This is a genomic window from Longibacter sp. (assembly GCF_051155795.1).
In the GTDB taxonomy this organism is placed as follows: Bacteria; Bacteroidota; Rhodothermia; order Rhodothermales; family Salinibacteraceae; genus Longibacter.
Genome location: NZ_DAXETW010000156.1, coordinates 1 through 16,682, shown reverse-complemented (window position 1 = coordinate 16,682; position 16,682 = coordinate 1). Strand labels below are relative to the sequence as shown.

16 protein-coding genes and 1 tRNA gene are annotated in these 16,682 nt (G+C 62.3%); 3 read left to right on the top strand and 14 right to left on the bottom strand.

The genetic code is table 11. The annotated features are described in order from the left end of the window. Window positions 1-152: 152 nt before the first annotated feature. From ACFCU0_RS15065 to ACFCU0_RS15005, 13 genes are all read right to left on the bottom strand, one after another. Window positions 153-1,403, bottom strand: a complete 1,251-nt coding sequence (locus ACFCU0_RS15065) for an ATP-dependent DNA helicase (RefSeq protein WP_434974505.1) — start codon at window positions 1,401-1,403, stop codon at window positions 153-155. Window positions 1,404-1,559: 156 nt separating this feature from the next. Next, window positions 1,560-3,062 (bottom strand): NAD-dependent epimerase/dehydratase family protein, encoded by a 1,503-nt coding sequence (locus ACFCU0_RS15060; RefSeq protein WP_434974504.1) that lies wholly within the window; start codon window positions 3,060-3,062, stop codon window positions 1,560-1,562. Window positions 3,063-3,198: 136 nt separating this feature from the next. Beyond that, window positions 3,199-3,287: transfer RNA gene (locus ACFCU0_RS15055), tRNA-Ser, on the bottom strand. A gap of 146 nt (window positions 3,288-3,433) precedes the next feature. Continuing rightward, complete coding sequence (gene atpG, locus ACFCU0_RS15050; RefSeq protein ID WP_434974503.1) at window positions 3,434-4,357, bottom strand: ATP synthase F1 subunit gamma; 924 nt, start codon at window positions 4,355-4,357, stop codon at window positions 3,434-3,436. Window positions 4,358-4,453: 96 nt separating this feature from the next. Then, on the bottom strand, window positions 4,454-6,097 hold the full coding sequence (atpA, locus tag ACFCU0_RS15045; protein ID WP_434974502.1) for a F0F1 ATP synthase subunit alpha: 1,644 nt from the start codon (window positions 6,095-6,097) through the stop codon (window positions 4,454-4,456). 93 nt (window positions 6,098-6,190) lie between these two features. Then, a complete protein-coding gene (locus ACFCU0_RS15040) occupies window positions 6,191-6,772 on the bottom strand; it encodes a F0F1 ATP synthase subunit delta (protein ID WP_434974501.1) in 582 nt (193 codons plus the stop codon). 68 nt (window positions 6,773-6,840) lie between these two features. Beyond that, complete coding sequence (atpF, locus tag ACFCU0_RS15035) at window positions 6,841-7,350, bottom strand: F0F1 ATP synthase subunit B (protein ID WP_434974500.1); 510 nt, start codon at window positions 7,348-7,350, stop codon at window positions 6,841-6,843. 382 nt (window positions 7,351-7,732) lie between these two features. Further along, window positions 7,733-7,966: an ATP synthase F0 subunit C gene (gene atpE, locus ACFCU0_RS15030; RefSeq protein WP_098075479.1), complete on the bottom strand. Its 234-nt coding sequence runs from the start codon at window positions 7,964-7,966 to the stop codon at window positions 7,733-7,735. A 161-nt stretch (window positions 7,967-8,127) separates the two neighbouring features. Beyond that, window positions 8,128-9,324 carry a F0F1 ATP synthase subunit A gene (atpB, locus tag ACFCU0_RS15025; protein WP_434974499.1) on the bottom strand — a complete coding sequence of 399 codons (1,197 nt, stop codon included), beginning with the start codon at window positions 9,322-9,324 and terminating at the stop codon, window positions 8,128-8,130. A gap of 206 nt (window positions 9,325-9,530) precedes the next feature. Further along, the gene (locus ACFCU0_RS15020; RefSeq protein WP_434974498.1) at window positions 9,531-9,866 is read right to left on the bottom strand and encodes a hypothetical protein; all 336 of its coding nucleotides are present in this window, start codon (window positions 9,864-9,866) and stop codon (window positions 9,531-9,533) included. 276 nt (window positions 9,867-10,142) lie between these two features. After that, window positions 10,143-10,430 (bottom strand): AtpZ/AtpI family protein, encoded by a 288-nt coding sequence (locus ACFCU0_RS15015; protein ID WP_434974497.1) that lies wholly within the window; start codon window positions 10,428-10,430, stop codon window positions 10,143-10,145. Window positions 10,431-10,484: 54 nt separating this feature from the next. After that, the gene (locus tag ACFCU0_RS15010; RefSeq protein WP_434974496.1) at window positions 10,485-10,964 is read right to left on the bottom strand and encodes a bactofilin family protein; all 480 of its coding nucleotides are present in this window, start codon (window positions 10,962-10,964) and stop codon (window positions 10,485-10,487) included. A 448-nt stretch (window positions 10,965-11,412) separates the two neighbouring features. Beyond that, entirely contained in the window at window positions 11,413-12,309 is an 897-nt protein-coding gene (locus ACFCU0_RS15005; RefSeq protein ID WP_434974495.1) for a M23 family metallopeptidase, read from the bottom strand. A 347-nt stretch (window positions 12,310-12,656) separates the two neighbouring features. On the opposite strand from ACFCU0_RS15005, the gene rpsT reads away from it, so the two are divergent. From rpsT to queG, 3 genes are all read left to right on the top strand, one after another. Continuing rightward, window positions 12,657-12,914, top strand: a complete 258-nt coding sequence (gene rpsT, locus ACFCU0_RS15000; RefSeq protein WP_434974494.1) for a 30S ribosomal protein S20 — start codon at window positions 12,657-12,659, stop codon at window positions 12,912-12,914. A gap of 614 nt (window positions 12,915-13,528) precedes the next feature. Further along, window positions 13,529-14,485, top strand: coding sequence for a PKD domain-containing protein (locus ACFCU0_RS14995; RefSeq protein ID WP_434974493.1), 957 nt, complete (start codon window positions 13,529-13,531; stop codon window positions 14,483-14,485). 195 nt (window positions 14,486-14,680) lie between these two features. Continuing rightward, window positions 14,681-15,649 carry a tRNA epoxyqueuosine(34) reductase QueG gene (queG, locus tag ACFCU0_RS14990; protein WP_434974492.1) on the top strand — a complete coding sequence of 323 codons (969 nt, stop codon included), beginning with the start codon at window positions 14,681-14,683 and terminating at the stop codon, window positions 15,647-15,649. Window positions 15,650-15,659: 10 nt separating this feature from the next. Here queG and ACFCU0_RS14985 read toward each other — a convergent pair. Next, on the bottom strand, window positions 15,660-16,682 hold a 1,023-nt coding region (locus ACFCU0_RS14985), incomplete at its 5' end, for an MFS transporter (protein ID WP_434974491.1).

Sequence of the window (16,682 nt, the reverse complement as noted above, 5' to 3'; positions counted from 1 at the left end):
GAACAGCAAGATCTGTAATGTAGGCGGACGCTCCGACCTTATCAATATTTAATCATCGATAATGGTATCCATGAAATGACAAATGGATACCTCCGGGTCGCAACGGACTCGGCCGTGTGTCGCCCGGCGATCTCAGCCTGTACACGAGGCCTCTAAACGAGGAGAGCGAGACGTCGCGCCGGACGCGTGACGGCGACGTACAGGAGTGCCGCCTTTTCCGGTCCACGACACGCCTGAAGGTCGCGGTGATCCACGAACACGGTATCGAACGTAGATCCCTGTGCCTTGTGGACCGTCGTGGCATACGCGTAGTCGACGGCGGCGAACCGCTCGCGCAGATCGTAGAACGCCGCCCAGTTGGATCCGTCCTCCTTCGCCCGGAGACGAAGGCGCTCCATATCGTTTTCGTAGCGCTCCTGCTCGTCCTCATGGAGCACAAGAATGGTTCGCGTGAACGCAGCATAGGGACTACGAACCTTCAACTTCCACACCTTCCACTCGCTAAGGTCGTCCGCTTCGAACGTTGTGATCGACGTCCGCGTGACCCGCAACTCTTCGCTGTTCTTGACCACCGGCGCCCCTTCGTGAAACCACGTTTCCCGGGCGACGAGCCACTCGCCCTCTTCAAATCGAGGCGCGTCGTTCCCGTAGCGCGCCGACCGGATTTCACGATTGTACTGCCGGACGGTCCGGTTACGGTAGGCGAGAAGGCGGGCGTGGGTTGCGTCGTCCGCGAATGCGTCGGAGTTGAAGGTGCGGAGGACCGTGTCGAGGAATGCTTCCCGTTTGTGGGTGATTGCAACGCCGATCCCATCCTTGAATCGCGATTGGAAGCGATGGGCCGTCCCCCGTCGGACCTTCGTCGCCAGATCCAGGATGGGGTTGTCCGTTGACTGCCGGTGCACCTCTTCCAGCATGGGGCCCTCCACCTCCAGCGCCGGCGACGGGTCCTCGTTGACAGGCGGCAGCTGCGCAGGGTCGCCGACGAAGAGCCACTGCAGGTTGCGCTGGGACGCCTGAATATACTCCCACTCGTCACGACCGACCATGGACGCTTCGTCACACATCACCACGCTCGCCGGGCGCTCCTCCTCCATTCCTTCGGGAACGAGCACGTACTGCCCGTCGACATCCGGCTGCAGGCGAAGCCCGAGGTAGGAATGGAGCGTCTGCGTCTCGACCTCACCACCGTTTAACTGATCGCGCAGAACCTGGACGGCTTTGTGGGTCGGGGCGCACACCGTGACCGTGCAGCCCTCGGACGTCAACTGATCGACGAGCTGCGTCACCAAGAAGGTCTTCCCGGTGCCGGCATATCCACGAAGACCGGTGAACCGCTCTCCCGAAGCGAGACGTTCGTAGACGACGTCGTACGCCTCCTGCTGGTGATCGGTGAGCGACATGAACGAATACGCTGACGAGGCAAACGACCGGGCGATTGTCCTGTACTTCGGTCTCCGCCGCATGTGCCCTGACGCAGGCAGTGCATTCAGACTTCATGCAGAACGACCGGTCCCATCCATCTGCGGGGATGTAGAGTCACGGGCGAAGAGGCTTCATCATCGAACGGCGGGTCGTTCTTCTGCAGATGGCGTCACGTCGTCGCCCGGTTCGGCATCCTGACGCATCCGGCGGCTGAGCCGGCGCAGGTGGCCGCCGAAGCGGTTCATAACAAGCAGGTGCGCCAGCGCCTGGGTGGCGTTGTACACGTACCAGGGGAGCATCGGCGCGAAATCGTGCACGGCGGTGATCACGTATTCCCCGTTCAGCGCCCGGCGAAACTCAAGCCGGCCTTCGTGCCCGGTGCTGAGGTCGGCGAGCAGGCCGCCGGTAACGTAGAAGAGGTGGCGCCCCTCGGGGCTCTCGTCCGGCGCGTAGGTAATCTCAAGAAGCGTCAGGCCGAACGGACGTACCTGAAACTTGCACACGCGTTTCCCTTCCACCGAGCAGTTGAGAAGCGGCCATCCGAAGCGGGGGAGCCACCGGATGTACTCGTGCGCCACATCGCGTGCCGTGTAGCCCGGCGGCAGCGGCAGGCGCTGAACGGATCGCGCGACGCTGTTGGACCGAATGACGGCGTCGTCTTCGGAGCGCAATTCCGCCCGTGGGTTGGGCAACGGACGCCCGGCCGGATTCACGGAACGTCGGACGGCGTCCTCGAAGGGAAGAGCGTCGGGTTCCAGCTGGCGCTGCAACGGGTTGTCTTTGACTTTTGCGCCGAGGCGCAGGCTGTCGATGATCGGGGAGACGATCGCCCAAGGACCGCCGCTGAAGACCCAGACCCAGAGTTTCGAGAAATCGGGGGCGTCGAAGGGGACGGTCGCCATCGGTCGCTCGCGAAGACCGACCGCGCGCGCCGTTTTCTGCAGCATGTCCCGGTACGTCATGCGTTCCGGCCCGCCCACGTCGTAGGTATGGCCGTAATGCTCCGGCGAGCCGAGACACGTCAGCAGGCCACGAATCATGTCGTCGACCGAGACAGGCTGCGTCTGCGCCCGCGTCCAGTTCGGCAACAGCATCACCGGCAGTCGACGAACGAGGTTCAGCAGAAGCCGGAGCCACGTGCCTCCCGGGCCGACAATCAATCCCGCGCGGAGCGTGGTGAGCGGCACCGACGTCGACGACAGAGTGGACTGAATTTCGACCCGGCTCCGCATCCGCGGGGGAAGGTCCTCCACGGCAACGTGCTCGGGAACAAGGCCGCCGACGTACAGCATCTGCCGGACGCCCTGCGCCTCCGCGGCACGCGCGAAGTTGTCCGCCATCAGCAGGTCCAGATCTGTAACTTCCGCCTGAGTCAGACGCGACGACGGAAGGATTGAGTGCACCAGGTAAATGGCGTAATCGGCCCTCTTGAGGCACTCTTTAATGTCATACGGCGAGAACAGGTCACAGTGCTTCCATTCCTCGGATCCGGGCTGATCTGCGTTCGCCCGGGCGCGCACCGGCGAGCGCGTCAGTGCAACCACGCGGTAGGTATCGGACAGGGCTTCGCGAAGCGCCGTACCGACGAAGCCGGTAGCGCCTGCGATGACGACGGTCGGACGGTCGGATTGGTCCATGGACGAGGGATATAACGGGCGAACCCGCGCTTTTCCGGCAACCATCAGGTTCGCGGTACCGGCACGGCACGCGGGCTCCGGCACAATGCAGACATTGCAAAAGCCGGCCCCGAGAAATCTCGGAACCGGCTTCGTGCGGAGAGGGAGGGATTCGAACCCTCGAAACCGCGTAAACGGTTTACTCCCTTAGCAGGGGAGCGCCTTCGACCACTCGGCCACCTCTCCGGGAAGTGTATACGTGTATGCTGCGTGCGAGCCGAATGTTGCTGCTCTGCGGAAGGAGATGTTACAATACGGGTGGAGATTCACAGTTCCGTGCGCATCGTCGGCCGACGAACATTCGACATCTGTTCACGCACCTCCGGGCGAGATCACCCGTTCCCGAGCGCTTCGGCCCCGCTTGTAATATCGAGGATCTCCATCGTAATGGCGTTCTGGCGCTCACGGTTGTACGTGATACGCAGGTCTTCGAGTAGGTCTTCGGCGTTCGATGTTGCATTGTCCATCGCGACCATTCGTGCGCCCTGCTCTGCGGCGTTGGACTCAAGAAGCGCTCGCCACAGCTGGTAGTTCAGGTACCGCGGGACGATCTCGTCGAGGATTTTTCGGGCGCCGGGCTCGAAGATGTAGTCGATCTCCTGACCGTTTGCGGAGAGTGGTTCGCCCGTGAGTTCCTCCTCCATGATCGGCGTTTTGAACGTTTCCTCCGGAATCGGGAGGAGCGGTTCCACGATCCGGTTCTGTGCGATCGTGTTCTTAAACTCGTTGTAGACCACGTCAACCTCATCCCAGAGCTCGCGGCGAAATCCTTCGATCGCATCTTCGACAATGCTGGCCGCCGTCTTAAAGGACAGGCCGTCAAATACGCCGCGATAGTCTCCTACGATCTGATAATCGCGCTTGGAGAAGTGTTCGTGCCCTTTTCGCCCAACGCACAGCAGATAGAGATTGCCCGCTTTCTGGACGTCGCGGTATTGGTTCTCGATCGCCTGTTCCGCCTTCTTGATCACGTTCGAGTTGAACGCGCCGGCAAGACCGCGGTCGGCGGTGATGATCACCAGCAGCACGCCGTCGATCTCCTCCCGTGACTGGAAGAACTCGTGCGCCGTGGGGTCCAGCTCTTCCTGGAGGTGATCGACGATTTCGCGGATCTTAAACGCATACGGTCGGGTGTTGAAGATCCGCTCCTGGGCTTTACGAAGCTTTGCGGCCGCGACCATCTTCATGGCGCGAGTCACCTGCTTCGTGTTTTCAACCGAGTTGATTCGGTTTCGTATGTCGCGAAGGTTCGCCATAAATCAGGAGCGTTGCACAAAGGTGGGACAGAACCGCGAGGGCGCGCGGCGGAAGACGTGTTCGTCTCCGGCCGCAACGTTTAGGAGCGGGGATCGCTACGCGGCCACTTCGCCGCCGAGGATGTCTTCGCTCTCTTCCTCTTCGTCTTCGGCGTACACATCGGCGAGATCCTCCGCAACCTTCTCAAAGGTATTCTTCGCCTCATCGGAAAGCTTGCCGGTCTCCCGGATGCTTTCCATAACGCTTTCGTGCTGAAGCCGGAGACGTTCGAGGTACTCTTCTTCGAACTCGGCAATCGACTCCGTCGGCACATCGTCCAGCAGGCCTTCGATCGCGACGTAAATGAGCGCCACCTGCTCTTCGACCGGGACCGGAGAGAACTGGTCCTGCTTCAGAATCTCGACCAGTCGCTCCCCTCGGTTCAGCTGTCGCTGCGTCGACGCGTCGAGGTCGGATCCGAACTTGGCGAAGGCCTCCAGCTCGCGGTACTGCGAGAGGTCAATCCGAAGGGTACCCGCCACCTTCTTCATCGCCTTAATCTGCGCCGATCCTCCCACACGGGAGACCGAGGTACCGACGTCGATGGCCGGGCGGATGCCGGAGTTGAAGAGATCGGTTTCCAGGTAAATCTGTCCGTCCGTGATCGAGATCACGTTGGTCGGGATGTAGGCGGACACGTCCCCGGCCTGCGTTTCGATCACCGGGAGCGCGGTCATCGATCCGCCGCCTTCCACTTTCCCCTTAAGCGCCTCGGGGAGGTTGTTCATTTCGCCGGCCACCTTATCGTTATCAATGATCTTGGCGGCGCGCTCAAGCAGGCGGCTGTGGAGGTAGAACACATCGCCCGGGTACGCTTCACGGCCCGGCGGACGGCGAAGCAGAAGCGAAAGCTCGCGGTAGGCAACAGCCTGCTTGGAGAGATCGTCAAAGCCGACCAGAGAGTGGCGGCCGGTGTCGCGGAAGAATTCCCCGATGCAGGCTCCAGCGAATGGAGCCACGTACTGGAGCGGCGTCGGCATGGACGCAGAGGCGTTCACGATCACCGTATATTCCATCGCGCCGTTCCGCTCGAGGTCACGACGGACCTGAGCGACCGTCGAGTCCTTCTGGCCGACGGCGACGTACACGCAGTAGACCGGCTTGTCGGTGTCGTGCGTCTGTTTCTGGTTGATAATCGTATCGATGATCACCGCCGTCTTACCCGTCTGGCGGTCACCGATGACGAGCTCGCGCTGGCCGCGACCGATCGGAATCGCCGAGTCAATCGACTTAATACCCGTCTGGAGCGGCTCACTCACCGGCTCGCGGTAGATCACGCCCGGCGCCTTGCGCTCAAGCGGAAGCGATACCTTCTCGCCTTCGATTGGTCCCTTCCCGTCGAGCGGCTTGCCGAGCGGGTCGATGACCCGGCCGAGCATGTTCTCGTTGACGTTGATCGAGGCGATGTCGCCCGTGCGACGGACTTCATCGCCCTCGCTGATCGCGTCGACCTCACCAAAGATAATGACGCCGACGTTGTCTTCTTCGAGGTTCAGCACCATCCCCTGGACACCCGCGTCCGGAAAGTCAACGAGCTCCCCGGCCTGGACGTTGGCGAGACCGTAGACAGAGGCAATACCGTCGCCGGCTTGCAGCACGGTGCCTACTTCATAAGTTTCGGCGTCAGCCTCAAATCCGCCCAGCTCTTGCTTGAGGACGGACGTGACTTCATCCGGTCGTATCGACGTGCCGTTGGACATAACGTGTTAGATCGAAAGGTGAAATCAGATCGTAGTGCGGAGGGGTGACCGGCCAGAGCCAGTCGGAATGGGGTGCGTCAACAGGTGGGTGCGTCAGGCGGGCTGACTGCCGTTCTGCGCAGGGGCGTCCCCAATGCGGCTTGTACGAAAGCGCTCGCGGAGCGACTCCAGTTTGTTTTGAACGCTGCCGTCGAATACTCGATCCCCGATACGGACCACGACGCCGCCGATCAGCGAGTTGTCCACGTCAACCACAAGGCGAACGTCTTTCCCCGTCGTTTGCTTGAGCGCAGAGCGGAGCGCGGAGCGGTCGTCGTCCGACAGATTGTAGGCTGCTTTCACGCGAGCCTCCACGATGCCTCGCTGCTCATCTCGAAGGGCCTGATACTGCTTCGCCATCGGCGACACCATGTCTTCGCGATCCTTCGACACGAGCAATTTCAGGAATCGGACCGTAAGCTCGTGTGTGCGATCGGTGAAGAGCGCGTCGATCACGCTGTGCTTCTTCTCATCGGAAATCACCGGACTCTGAAAGAACCGGTGCAACTCGTCGGAGTCGGCGAGCGAGGAGCGAAGGAGTGCGATGTCGGCGTCGATGCTGTCGACGACACCGAGTCGATCGGCTTCCTCGTACAGCGCGGTCGCGTACCGGCGAGCGACGGTGCGTTGACTCATGGGGTGTGCAGACGGTTAAGGCGTTCGGCAGAAATCGGCCACGAGCGGCCGACGTGGAAGCGGGGCGGTCAGTTCTGGGGCAGGTCCTCGATGAAGTCGGACACGAGCTTGCGCTGGCGCTGGCCGTCGAGATCGTCTCTCATGATCTTTGACGCGGCCTGCACCGCAAGATCGGCCACTTCGTCGCGGAGTTCCTGGAGCGCGCCCTGTTTCTCGCGTTCGATTTCCGCACGGGCCTGCTCTTGCATGCGCTGCATTTCTTCGCGCATCTGCGCTTTCTCCTTTTCTTTGAGCTCTTCGGCGGACTCGCGGGCCTCGCGAAGAATGCGCTGCGCTTCGCGCTCGGCTTCCCGGCGGGCTTTATCGTTCTCCGCCTGGATCTGCTTGGCCTCCTGCAGTGCCTTTTCCGCACGGCGGATGGAGTTGTCAATCGTTTCCTCCCGCTCCTTCAGGGCTTCGGTGATCGGGCCCCACGCGAACTTGTAGAGGACGAAGAGCAGGATCGAGAACGCGGCGGCCTTCCAGACGATAAGTCCGGAGGCAGGTTCGAGGAGTCCGGCAGCGAGTACGAGGTGCATGGCAGTCTTCCGGGGTGAAGATTCTCCGGGGCAAGTAAGCGGGCTGCTACGCGCGGGGCGTCGCAGCGGTAGGGGACGGCAGGGTAACCGTCCGGGGTGCAGCGGGCGGACGGGAACGGGTCGCGGCAGTCTGCCGACGCGCTTCGGCCGAAACGGAAACGCCTCGGCAGACCGGCACGAGCCGAGCACAGAACGGCGACACACGGGGGCAGTGGGTGGCGTGGTGCCACGAGTGCCCGGGAGCGGCACCGCCGCCCCGCCCCGCGGTGAGCGGAAGCGAGGACGGCGGCGGCTCGACCTGTTCGTATCGCCGGCGGCGTCCACGGAGCGGAGGGCCGCCCGCGCGGACGATCGAATAAAGCCGGTGCCGGAGCCGCGTGGGTTACGACGTCGCGAGCAGGACGCAGATCACGAGACCGAAGAGGGCCACACCCTCAATCAGCGCCGCTGCAATAATCATCGAGGTACGGATGTCACCGGCAGCTTCCGGCTGACGTGCAGAGCCTTCCATGGCCGGGCCGGCGAGACGGCCAATGCCGTAGCTGGCGCCAATCGTCACGAGTCCGGCACCAAGACCGGCAGCAAGAAAAGCGTATGCAGTCGGATCAAATTCCATAGTGAAACCTCAGGTTAAGTCGTTCGAGTCGGTGGGGCGAGTAGAGATCCCGGAGAAGCCGGGGTACGAACAGGAAAGGTCCTGCGTCGTGAGGGTCCTGCAAAGGGTGATGGTAGCCGCTCCGGCCCGAGCCGAAGCGGGGTGCAAGCGACGAACTCGTGCTAGGATGCAACGACTTCGCGCTCGGTGGAGACGCGGGCCTTCTCGGGGGCGGCGCCGTCGCCAGCAAGGGCGGGCGTCAGGTCTCCGGTATCATGGTGGTGGACGTCGTCCTCATGGTGCTCATCGTGGTGATGCTCTTCAACCGACATGCCGATGAAGAGCGCCGACAGGATCGTGAATACGTAGGCCTGAATAAAGGCCACAAGCAGCTTGACGAGGGAGATAAACACCGTCAGGAAAATGCTGGGAACCGCGGCCCCGTAGGCCGCACCTGCCCCGAAGGTCACATTCATAATGAAGATGAGACCCAGGAGGCTGAAGATCACCAGCGCACCTGCCGCCATATTCGCAAAGAGACGAATAGCAAGTGCAAAGTGACGGGTTAAGAGTCCGAGAATCTCCACCGGGACGAGGATAATCCGGATCAGTACCGGTACTTCGGGCGGGCCGAGAAGCAGATGCTTCCAGTGCTCCTTCGACGCGTATACCTGGCCGATGACAAAGGTGAACACGGCCAGCATGCCGGTCACCGCCAGGTTCGACGTCGCCGCCGCGCCATACGGCACGAGACCGAGCAGATTGGCGAAGAGGATGAAGAAGAAGGCCGTCAGCAGGTATGGCAGAAACTTCTCGTGCTTCTCTCCGAGCGTCGGCTTCGCAATCTCGTCGCGGATGTAGACGATGAGCGCCTCGAACGCATTCTGAAACACGCCGTGCGGCGCTTCATCGCGACCGACGCCTCGCTTGTACTTCTTGGCGAGGGAAATGCCGATCAGGGCGACGATCAGCATCGCCAGGAGGCCGAAGATCAGATGCCGCGAGATGGAAAAGTCGAGGACAATGTTTCCAACCGCGGGTTGCAGGCCGGCATGAAGGTGCTTTTTGGACCCGATGGCGGCAGACAACTCGCTATCGCTCGTTACCGTTTGCCCGTCCAGAACCAGTTGAAAGTCCCCGGACTGGAGCGCCGCAGCCGTAGACGCGTACGATTTGAGCGTGAGCGAACCCGACGCATCTTCCATCAGGAAAATGCGTGGGAGTTCAACCGTAGCCATCGGCTCGAACTCCAGATAGAATCCGTCGGCCGTGTGTCCGACGATGTCAACCGTCCCTCCCTCGGCAGCCTGCGCCTGGGTCGGAACCCAGAACGCGCCCAGAGTGAGCACGAGGAGCAGCGCGTAGAGGGACTTTTTCATGGCAAGATGTCGTTCGTACATGCAATACCCGTAGTTACGGATGGGTGCGGAGCCGTCGCGACCCCTGTGGAGCCAACGGGACCCTCGCGAAAAATCATTGCTGCCCCATGCTCGGCGGTCGGCGAGAGCAACCGATCATCACGGTCCTGTGCCGGACCGGTCGCGGCCGGGAGACGCATCAATCGAGCGGTCACGAACCGGCCCGATCACGCGTCGTCCCGCCCCTCCCCGACGGCCTCTCGGACCACGTCGCTCGTTTGCCGATGAAGGTGCAACACCTCCATAATAAGCGTTACGACGAAGACCCCAAAGAAAGAGCCGATGAATGCTGTTTCGTCCACGGGGACGAACACGAGCGTGACGGTGACGAGCAGGAGGGCAAACGCCATCCGGGCCAGCAGTCCGCCGAATGCAATGGCGAGAAACTGGTTGCGGCTACTGGAATGAAGGGCCAGTCGGTGCGTGACGTAGCTTGCCAGCGCGTACAGCAGGGCAAGACCCACGCCGAGGGAAAGCCCGACAAGTACCGGTTCGTCCATCATCCAATCCGTTCGACGGCATCGTGTGCACAGAACGCATGTGCGGACGGACTCCGTTTAGACGGATGACGCGTCGGCAAAGTGCCGTTTTCACCGCAGCACTTCGAATCTACAGATTACGACGAGAGGTGCTGACAAGGGACGGTGAATTATAAGTCAAACGGTGATGGAAAGCCGTACCGGACCGGTGCATTCGGCCGCTCCAGCGCCGTGCGGACCCGCCTCCCCCGCTGTCGTAGCAACCTCGGTACATTTTCCGGGGCGTCCGTGCCGGTCGCATTATCCAGACGCGCCGGCACTCGAGCCGTTTCGCCCGGACGTGGGGTCTGGCTTGCGATCCGTTTCCTTCTTCTGCTCCTGCTCGATGCTGAACCGCATGATGATGCCGAGAATGGCGATGAAGCTCAGCACCGTGCCTGCGATGCTGAGCCATGGCTCCGTATCGAGCGACCGGTCGAGCCACACCCCGCCGCCGCCGAAAATCAGGACGGCACCAGCAATGCGGTAGCCGAGATCGATGTGTGGCCCGGCCAGGCGCATCGACTCCTGCCAGCTGCCTTTCGCCATGAGGCTACGTACCCGGCAAATGAAACGGCGATGACGGGGCGCGGGACCAATCCATTATTTCTTGGCTCCGGAGGTCTCCGGGGTGCGGGTCGACGCGTCTTTCGACGTGTCCTTCGACTCAGAACCGGACGGGGATGCGGCTTTCTTCTTCGACGACGTGTCGTCTTTCGTGACCGCTTTCCCCTGAACGGCGTCGCCCATCTTGCAGGACCCGGTAAAGACCGCTCCTTCTTCGACGACGAGGCGATCCGTCTGAATGCTCCCGTCCACATGCGCAGAGCTCTCCAGCTCCAAACGCTCATCGACGTAGACTTCGCCTTCGATCGTGCCGCCGATGGCGGCGTTCGTGGCCCGTAGCTCTCCTTCTACGACGCCATTCTTTGAGATAACGGCTCGACCGTTCACGATCAGCTTGCCGACGACGCGGCCGCTGACGTTGACGTTGCTTTCAGCCCGCAGCGTTCCTTCGAACACCGTGCCTTCACCAACGATATTGAACTGAGCCTGACTCTGTCCACTGCCCTGGGTAGCCATAGACGATTTCGACCGGTTGTCTTTTTTGTTTCCGAAAATAGCCATTCGACGTGCGGGGGTAGGAAATGCGTGAAGTAACCGCGCCGAGAACACGAGGGGCATGGCACCGTGATGGGCTCAGGCCCGGCCACGGCACGCGGACAGGGCGCCCGCGGAATGCCTCTTCCTGCATGTGGATGGTACGCCACACAGCGGGCATATCCAAACGCAGGCAGGCGGGAGAGAGGTGTCGGCACTGCATAGGACGCACGAACGATGAGCCGCAGATGATCCGGTACACCGACGGATCACCGGGCCCCCACGTCGGAATTCGCCCAACCTCGGTGGTTGATCGCCTGTCGCCCGAAAGACCGGTCCGTACGATCAGCCCGAAGGATCGGCGGCCAGGATCCGCTGTGGCCCACCGCCCCCGTAGAACGAGTGACTCCGGGGGGGCGGCATCAAGGATTTACCATCCCTCGAACAGCGGTCGGGGATCCTGCGCAAGTCCGTGATGCCAGAGCTCGAAGTGCAGATGTGGACCGGTCGTTATTTCACCGGAGTTGCCACTGACGGCCACGGCTTCCTGCTGCCGAACCCGGTCACCGATGCGCTTCACCAGGCGCTGGTTGTGCTTGTAGACCGACACGTAGCCGTCGGCATGCTGAACGGCGATCGTGTAGCCGCCGTCATTGGTCCAGTCCGCAAAAATGACGTACCCGTCCCCGACGGAATAGACGTAGGAGCCGGCCTCCACGGCGATGTCGATTGCGTAGTGCCCCTCCCGGGCATTAAACCCGCGCGTCGGGAATCCAGTCTCTACCGGCGGCGTGAGAGGCATCCGAAGACTTGGCAGCCCCTCCACGTGGTTCGCCGCCGACGCCGGCGCACCGGAGGCCGGGAAGCTGGTAACCGTCATCGCCGGCTGATCATGGCTCTCGGACCCGGCGTCCGGGGTCTGGCGCGTCGGCCGGGGACGCGCACCGGGTTCGGTGGCCGGGTCGGCACCGGCGGGATCCCCACTGCGCGGCTCGACCCGACCGGTCATGAGCTGCTGAAGTCGTTCGATGTAGCGACGCTGCACCGTGAGGGAGTCGCGCAGGGCGGAGACGCGCATCGCGCTGAGCTGTGCGCTTCGCTGCACTGCCTCCGTCCCATAGCCGGGAATGAGCGTTCGAATCGGCGTGAATGCGATGAGGCACGTCGTCAGCACGACGGCCGCACCGAGCGTGGAAAGCCACAGCCATCCGAGTTCATTCGGCCGCACCTCGTGGCGGCGGGCGGGATCCGAACTCTCCTCGTTCATCACCAGAACGGTGAGCGTGGTACGCCAGTGGTCGGCGAGGTCAGATAGAAACGTCCACATGCGGGTGGGTCGTGATGGATGAGGAAAACATCGGGGAGGCGCGAGCCCGATACCGCCGACCGGAGCGAGAGCGGCGGTTTCGTTGAACGCGCGATCGCGGAGCGAGACCCCCCGGAAATCGGGGTGTACAGGTCTACCCTACGTACCTGCGACGGGAAAACCAGACGAAAGGTGCCGGTATACCGACGATTTTCGCATAGCGGGGAAACAACCGGGAAGCATCCGTTGTGCTCTACAACTGTATCCGAGGAAATGCCCAGCGGTCCAAAATGCACCGAGATGCCGCCGAGGCTCGGGCCGAGGAACGTTCGTTTCCCAGCTTTTGAATTTGAACGACAGCACCTGACATGCCGCAGAACAAGTCCGCAGAGAAGCGCATCCGCCAGAACGAGAAACGTCGCACCCGCAACAAGGCCAAGAAGACGCGGGTCCGGTCGATGATGAAGACCCTCCGTGCGACGGAAGACAAAGCCGAAGCCGAGTCGCTTCTCGACGACGTGAAGGCTGCTCTTGACCGCCTGGCGGGCAAGGGAATCATTCACAAAAACAAGGCCGCCAACTACAAGAGCAAGCTTGAGAAGCACGTAAACGGCCTGGACGACTAGAAAACCTACGCCCACGGCGTTCTTCCTCCGTCCCCTGCCGGCCGCATCGGCCTCAGGCGCCGCACGTACGAATATTTTATTTCGTTAACGTGATAACCCTTCAACGTCGGGGTTCTGGCATTGCGTTCCGATCGGATATTCCCAATATTCGCGGAGGAGGAGCATGTCCATGCGAAACGCATTTGGCATGTTTCCCCACGTTGCCGTATACATGAGCGCAGCGTATCTGCGATTATTCGAGGCGAGTTCAGCCGTCGAAACGACCCGAAACTACCGTCTTTGTCCACGCGGAGGAAACAGGTGAGATTTTACGTTCACCGCTCCCGTGACGGCGAAGGGGTTGATTCGCCAAGACTCTTGTTGCACGATCAGTGTCCCCGGCGGTCCAACCGCACCGGCCTGATTTTTCCAAAACTGCAGCCGCGGTCGCGCCGCACCTTGTTCCTTTTGCACGCCGACTGCGCGTTGTATTTTCGTTGTATCGCGCACCGGTCCGTTCATCGGACCCATCCAGCAGCAGGAGTTTTTCCTGCAACGGGGCTCCGGCCCTGCATCGAAGCACCGGCATCGTAGCATCGGTTTTCGCTTCCCCAGACGCAGCGCAACCAACCACTATGAAAATACATACTGTGAACGCACGTCAACGCTTCTCCTTCTGGCTTCCTCTTCTGCTCGTCATCGGCGGGCTCTTCGTCGCAGGTTGCGGCCCTACGGCTCCGGAGGTTCTTTCAACCTCAGGCCCGGATGAGCTGCAGACCGGCGAGTCCGGCACCTTCGAGGCCACCGTCAATGAAGATGTCGGTGAAGACGGACTCAGCTACACCTGGAACTTCGGCGACGGATCGACTGGATCCGGCCTTCTCGCGAGCCACAGCTTCAGCTCGGCCGGCGAGTATCAGGTCGTGTTTACCGCGCAGAACGAGGGCGGAACGGCTCGCGACACGATGATGGTCAACGTGGTTCGCCCACCGCAGCCCGCCCGCATCACCACGATCAACGCCAACCCGAATCCTGCTGACGAAGGCGAATCGGTCAGCTTCAGCAGCAACGTTCGCGGCGACAGCCCGCTGTCGTACGAGTGGGACTTCGGCGATGGAAACACGGCGACCGGCCAGTCGGCTTCGCACACGTTCGAGGAGCCGGGACAGTACACGGTCTCCCTCACCGCGTCGAACGACGTCGGCCAGGACACGCGCACCCTCAACATGACGGTGGAGCGCAGCCTGCCGCCGATCTGCACGAGCGTGAGCGAGTTCAACTCAGCCTTCTTCAGCCGCAACTCCAGCACGCTCACGGACGACGCTGAGTCCTCCCTCACGGAGAACAGCGACATTCTGAGCCAGTGCCCGAACCTGAGCGTTCGCGTCGAAGGCTACGCCGCCCCGGGCGAGCGCAGCCCTGAGTCCCTGTCCGAAGATCGCGCCCGCGCGGTCTCGCAGTTCTACCAGGACAACGACGTGGCCGCCAACCGCATCTCGACGTCCGCTGAGGGCGAAGTGGGTGGCGTCACGAGCAAGAAGGGTGGTACGCGTCAGTTCCGCCGCGCCGACTCGATTCCGGTGCGCAACTAACGCATCCGCCTGACGGATCCGGCGAGACACCCTCTCGCCGTACGGGCCTCCTTCCTCCGGGAAGGAGGCCTTTTTTGTGTTCTGTGCAGGATTTCCAGTCCCCGTCCCGGCGCCACCGACGCCGAACTCTGCGCCCATTCCGCTCGTTCTATCCTTCCTCGTCCACCCTCCCTGCCGCCTCCCCTCTCCCGACGCATGCCCGGCTTCGATGCATCGGCCCGGACAGACCTCACGCGCCGCCTCAAAGACGAGGCGCAGCGCCTCGGATTCGACGACTGCGGCATCTCCGCGGCACAGCCGCTCGACGACGAGGCGCGACGTCTGGAGCAATGGCTTCTCGAGGGACGCTACGCCACCATGGAGTGGATGGCTGATCACTTCGACAAGCGCACCGACCCGACAAAGCTGGTCGAGGGCGCCCGCTCCGTCATCTCCGTGCTTCACAACTACTATCAGCCGGATCCCCCCGGTGCGAGCGAGAAGCGGGGCAAGATCAGCCGCTATGCCTGGGGCGATGACTACCACGAGGTGATGAAAGAAAAGCTGTATCGCCTCTTTGGATGGCTGCAGGACGAAGTCGGCGCTGAGATCAACGGACGCGCCTTCGTCGACTCGGCACCCGTCATGGACAAGGCCTGGGCAGCACGGTCCGGTCTCGGATGGCAGGGCAAGAACACGCTCCTCCTGAACCGGGAGATGGGGTCCTACTTCTTTCTCGGAGAGCTGATCGTGGACGTCCCCCTCACTACGGATGCGCCCGTTGCCGACTCCTGCGGGTCGTGCACCCGGTGCCTCGACGCCTGCCCCACCGATGCCCTGTACGAGCCGTACGCCCTCGACGCCTCTCGATGCATCTCCTACCTGACGATCGAACACCGGGGCTTCGACGTGCCGGAGGACATCCAGCAGGACGTACACAACTGGATCTTCGGCTGCGACATTTGCCAGGAGGTGTGCCCATGGAATAAGTTCTCCACACCGACACAGGAGCCGCGGTACGACGCACGCGACGGCATCCGAGACACCGACCTGCGAGATTGGGTCGAAATGAACCTGGAGGCGTTCGAAACGCGCTTCGAGGATACGCCCGTCACTCGCGCGGGCTACGAGGGCTTCCGCCGGAACGTGCGCTACGCCTTGAATGCGGTCGAGTCGGCAGGGTAGCCTCCCCGATTTACTCGGCGACGGCGGCTTCCATCTCCTCCGCTACGTCCGCTTCCCCGGACGACACCTCCTCGTCCGCTTCGCGACGCTCCGTGGGTGCCACGAGCGGGATCCACAGCAGACCGCTTACGACCTGCAGACCGGCGAACGCGAGAACCGTCTGACGGAGGGTCAAGAGGTCGAGCTCGAGGATCATGCTGGCGAGGACGATGGACACCGACTCAGCAACCATTACCAGCAGCCACTCCGTCGAGAAAACGCGTCCGCGGAACCGGTCCTCCGTTCGCTTCTGAAGCATGACGGTGCTGAGGACCCAGTTGGAGGCGCTCGCTGCGTGTGCGATCACCACGAGGGTGCAGACGGCGGCAACGCCGAGCGTCGTCGGGGACCACGGGATCAGCCCGACCCCGAAGTAGAACGCCCCGCAGAGGGCGATAGCGCCGCCGATCACGGTCGGCCAGTTCGAACGATCCGTAAAGAGGGCGCGGGTGATGACCGGCCCGATCCCCGTCCCGATGCCGCGCGCCATGAACAGCACGCCAATCCCGGCGGCAACAGCACCGGGCTGGATCTGATCGCCGATCAGCGTGAGCATGTAGACTAGCGCACCGCCTCCGACGGCCCAGGTCGCTTTGGCGAGGGCGATGCGGCGGACCCGCGCGTGCCGCTTCAGATGGCGCCACCCGTCGACAATCTCGCGGACGGCCGACCGGACCAGACCTTTCTCCACATCCACCGTCTCCTGCGGAATGGTGGTCCCGTAGATAAAGACCGCCGAGACCAGGTACGTGGCGCTGTCGATGATGAACACCGTTTCCGGGCCCAGCCATTCCGTTGCCAACCCGCCGAGTGCGGCTCCGACGGCGAGCATCGTGGACCAGGTCGCCGATGAGATGGCGTTGGCCGTAAGCAGCTCGCGCGGCGTCGTGATGTTCGGGATGGACGAGCTCTTTGCCGGCTGGAAGACCGCCCCGATGACGACCTGCGCCGTCATCAGCGCGTAGAGCCATGGGACGTCCGAGGCGTCGTTGAT

Bases quoted from the DNA above. Each gene is read 5' to 3' on its own strand.
- atpA (WP_434974502.1), bottom strand. From the start codon at position 6,097: ATGTCCAACGGCACGTCGATACGACCGGATGAAGTCACGTCCGTCCTC.
- ACFCU0_RS14995 (WP_434974493.1), top strand. From the start codon at position 13,529: ATGAAAATACATACTGTGAACGCACGTCAACGCTTCTCCTTCTGGCTT.
- ACFCU0_RS15020 (WP_434974498.1), bottom strand. From the start codon at position 9,866: ATGATGGACGAACCGGTACTTGTCGGGCTTTCCCTCGGCGTGGGTCTT.
- rpsT (WP_434974494.1), top strand. From the start codon at position 12,657: ATGCCGCAGAACAAGTCCGCAGAGAAGCGCATCCGCCAGAACGAGAAA.
- ACFCU0_RS15015 (WP_434974497.1), bottom strand. From the start codon at position 10,430: ATGGCGAAAGGCAGCTGGCAGGAGTCGATGCGCCTGGCCGGGCCACAC.
- atpG (WP_434974503.1), bottom strand. From the start codon at position 4,357: ATGGCGAACCTTCGCGACATACGAAACCGAATCAACTCGGTTGAAAAC.
- ACFCU0_RS15060 (WP_434974504.1), bottom strand. From the start codon at position 3,062: ATGGACCAATCCGACCGTCCGACCGTCGTCATCGCAGGCGCTACCGGC.
- ACFCU0_RS15040 (WP_434974501.1), bottom strand. From the start codon at position 6,772: ATGAGTCAACGCACCGTCGCTCGCCGGTACGCGACCGCGCTGTACGAG.
- ACFCU0_RS15010 (WP_434974496.1), bottom strand. From the start codon at position 10,964: ATGGCTACCCAGGGCAGTGGACAGAGTCAGGCTCAGTTCAATATCGTT.
- atpE (WP_098075479.1), bottom strand. From the start codon at position 7,966: ATGGAATTTGATCCGACTGCATACGCTTTTCTTGCTGCCGGTCTTGGT.
- ACFCU0_RS15065 (WP_434974505.1), bottom strand. From the start codon at position 1,403: ATGTCGCTCACCGATCACCAGCAGGAGGCGTACGACGTCGTCTACGAA.
- atpF (WP_434974500.1), bottom strand. From the start codon at position 7,350: ATGCACCTCGTACTCGCTGCCGGACTCCTCGAACCTGCCTCCGGACTT.
- ACFCU0_RS15005 (WP_434974495.1), bottom strand. From the start codon at position 12,309: ATGTGGACGTTTCTATCTGACCTCGCCGACCACTGGCGTACCACGCTC.
- atpB (WP_434974499.1), bottom strand. From the start codon at position 9,324: ATGAAAAAGTCCCTCTACGCGCTGCTCCTCGTGCTCACTCTGGGCGCG.
- queG (WP_434974492.1), top strand. From the start codon at position 14,681: ATGCCCGGCTTCGATGCATCGGCCCGGACAGACCTCACGCGCCGCCTC.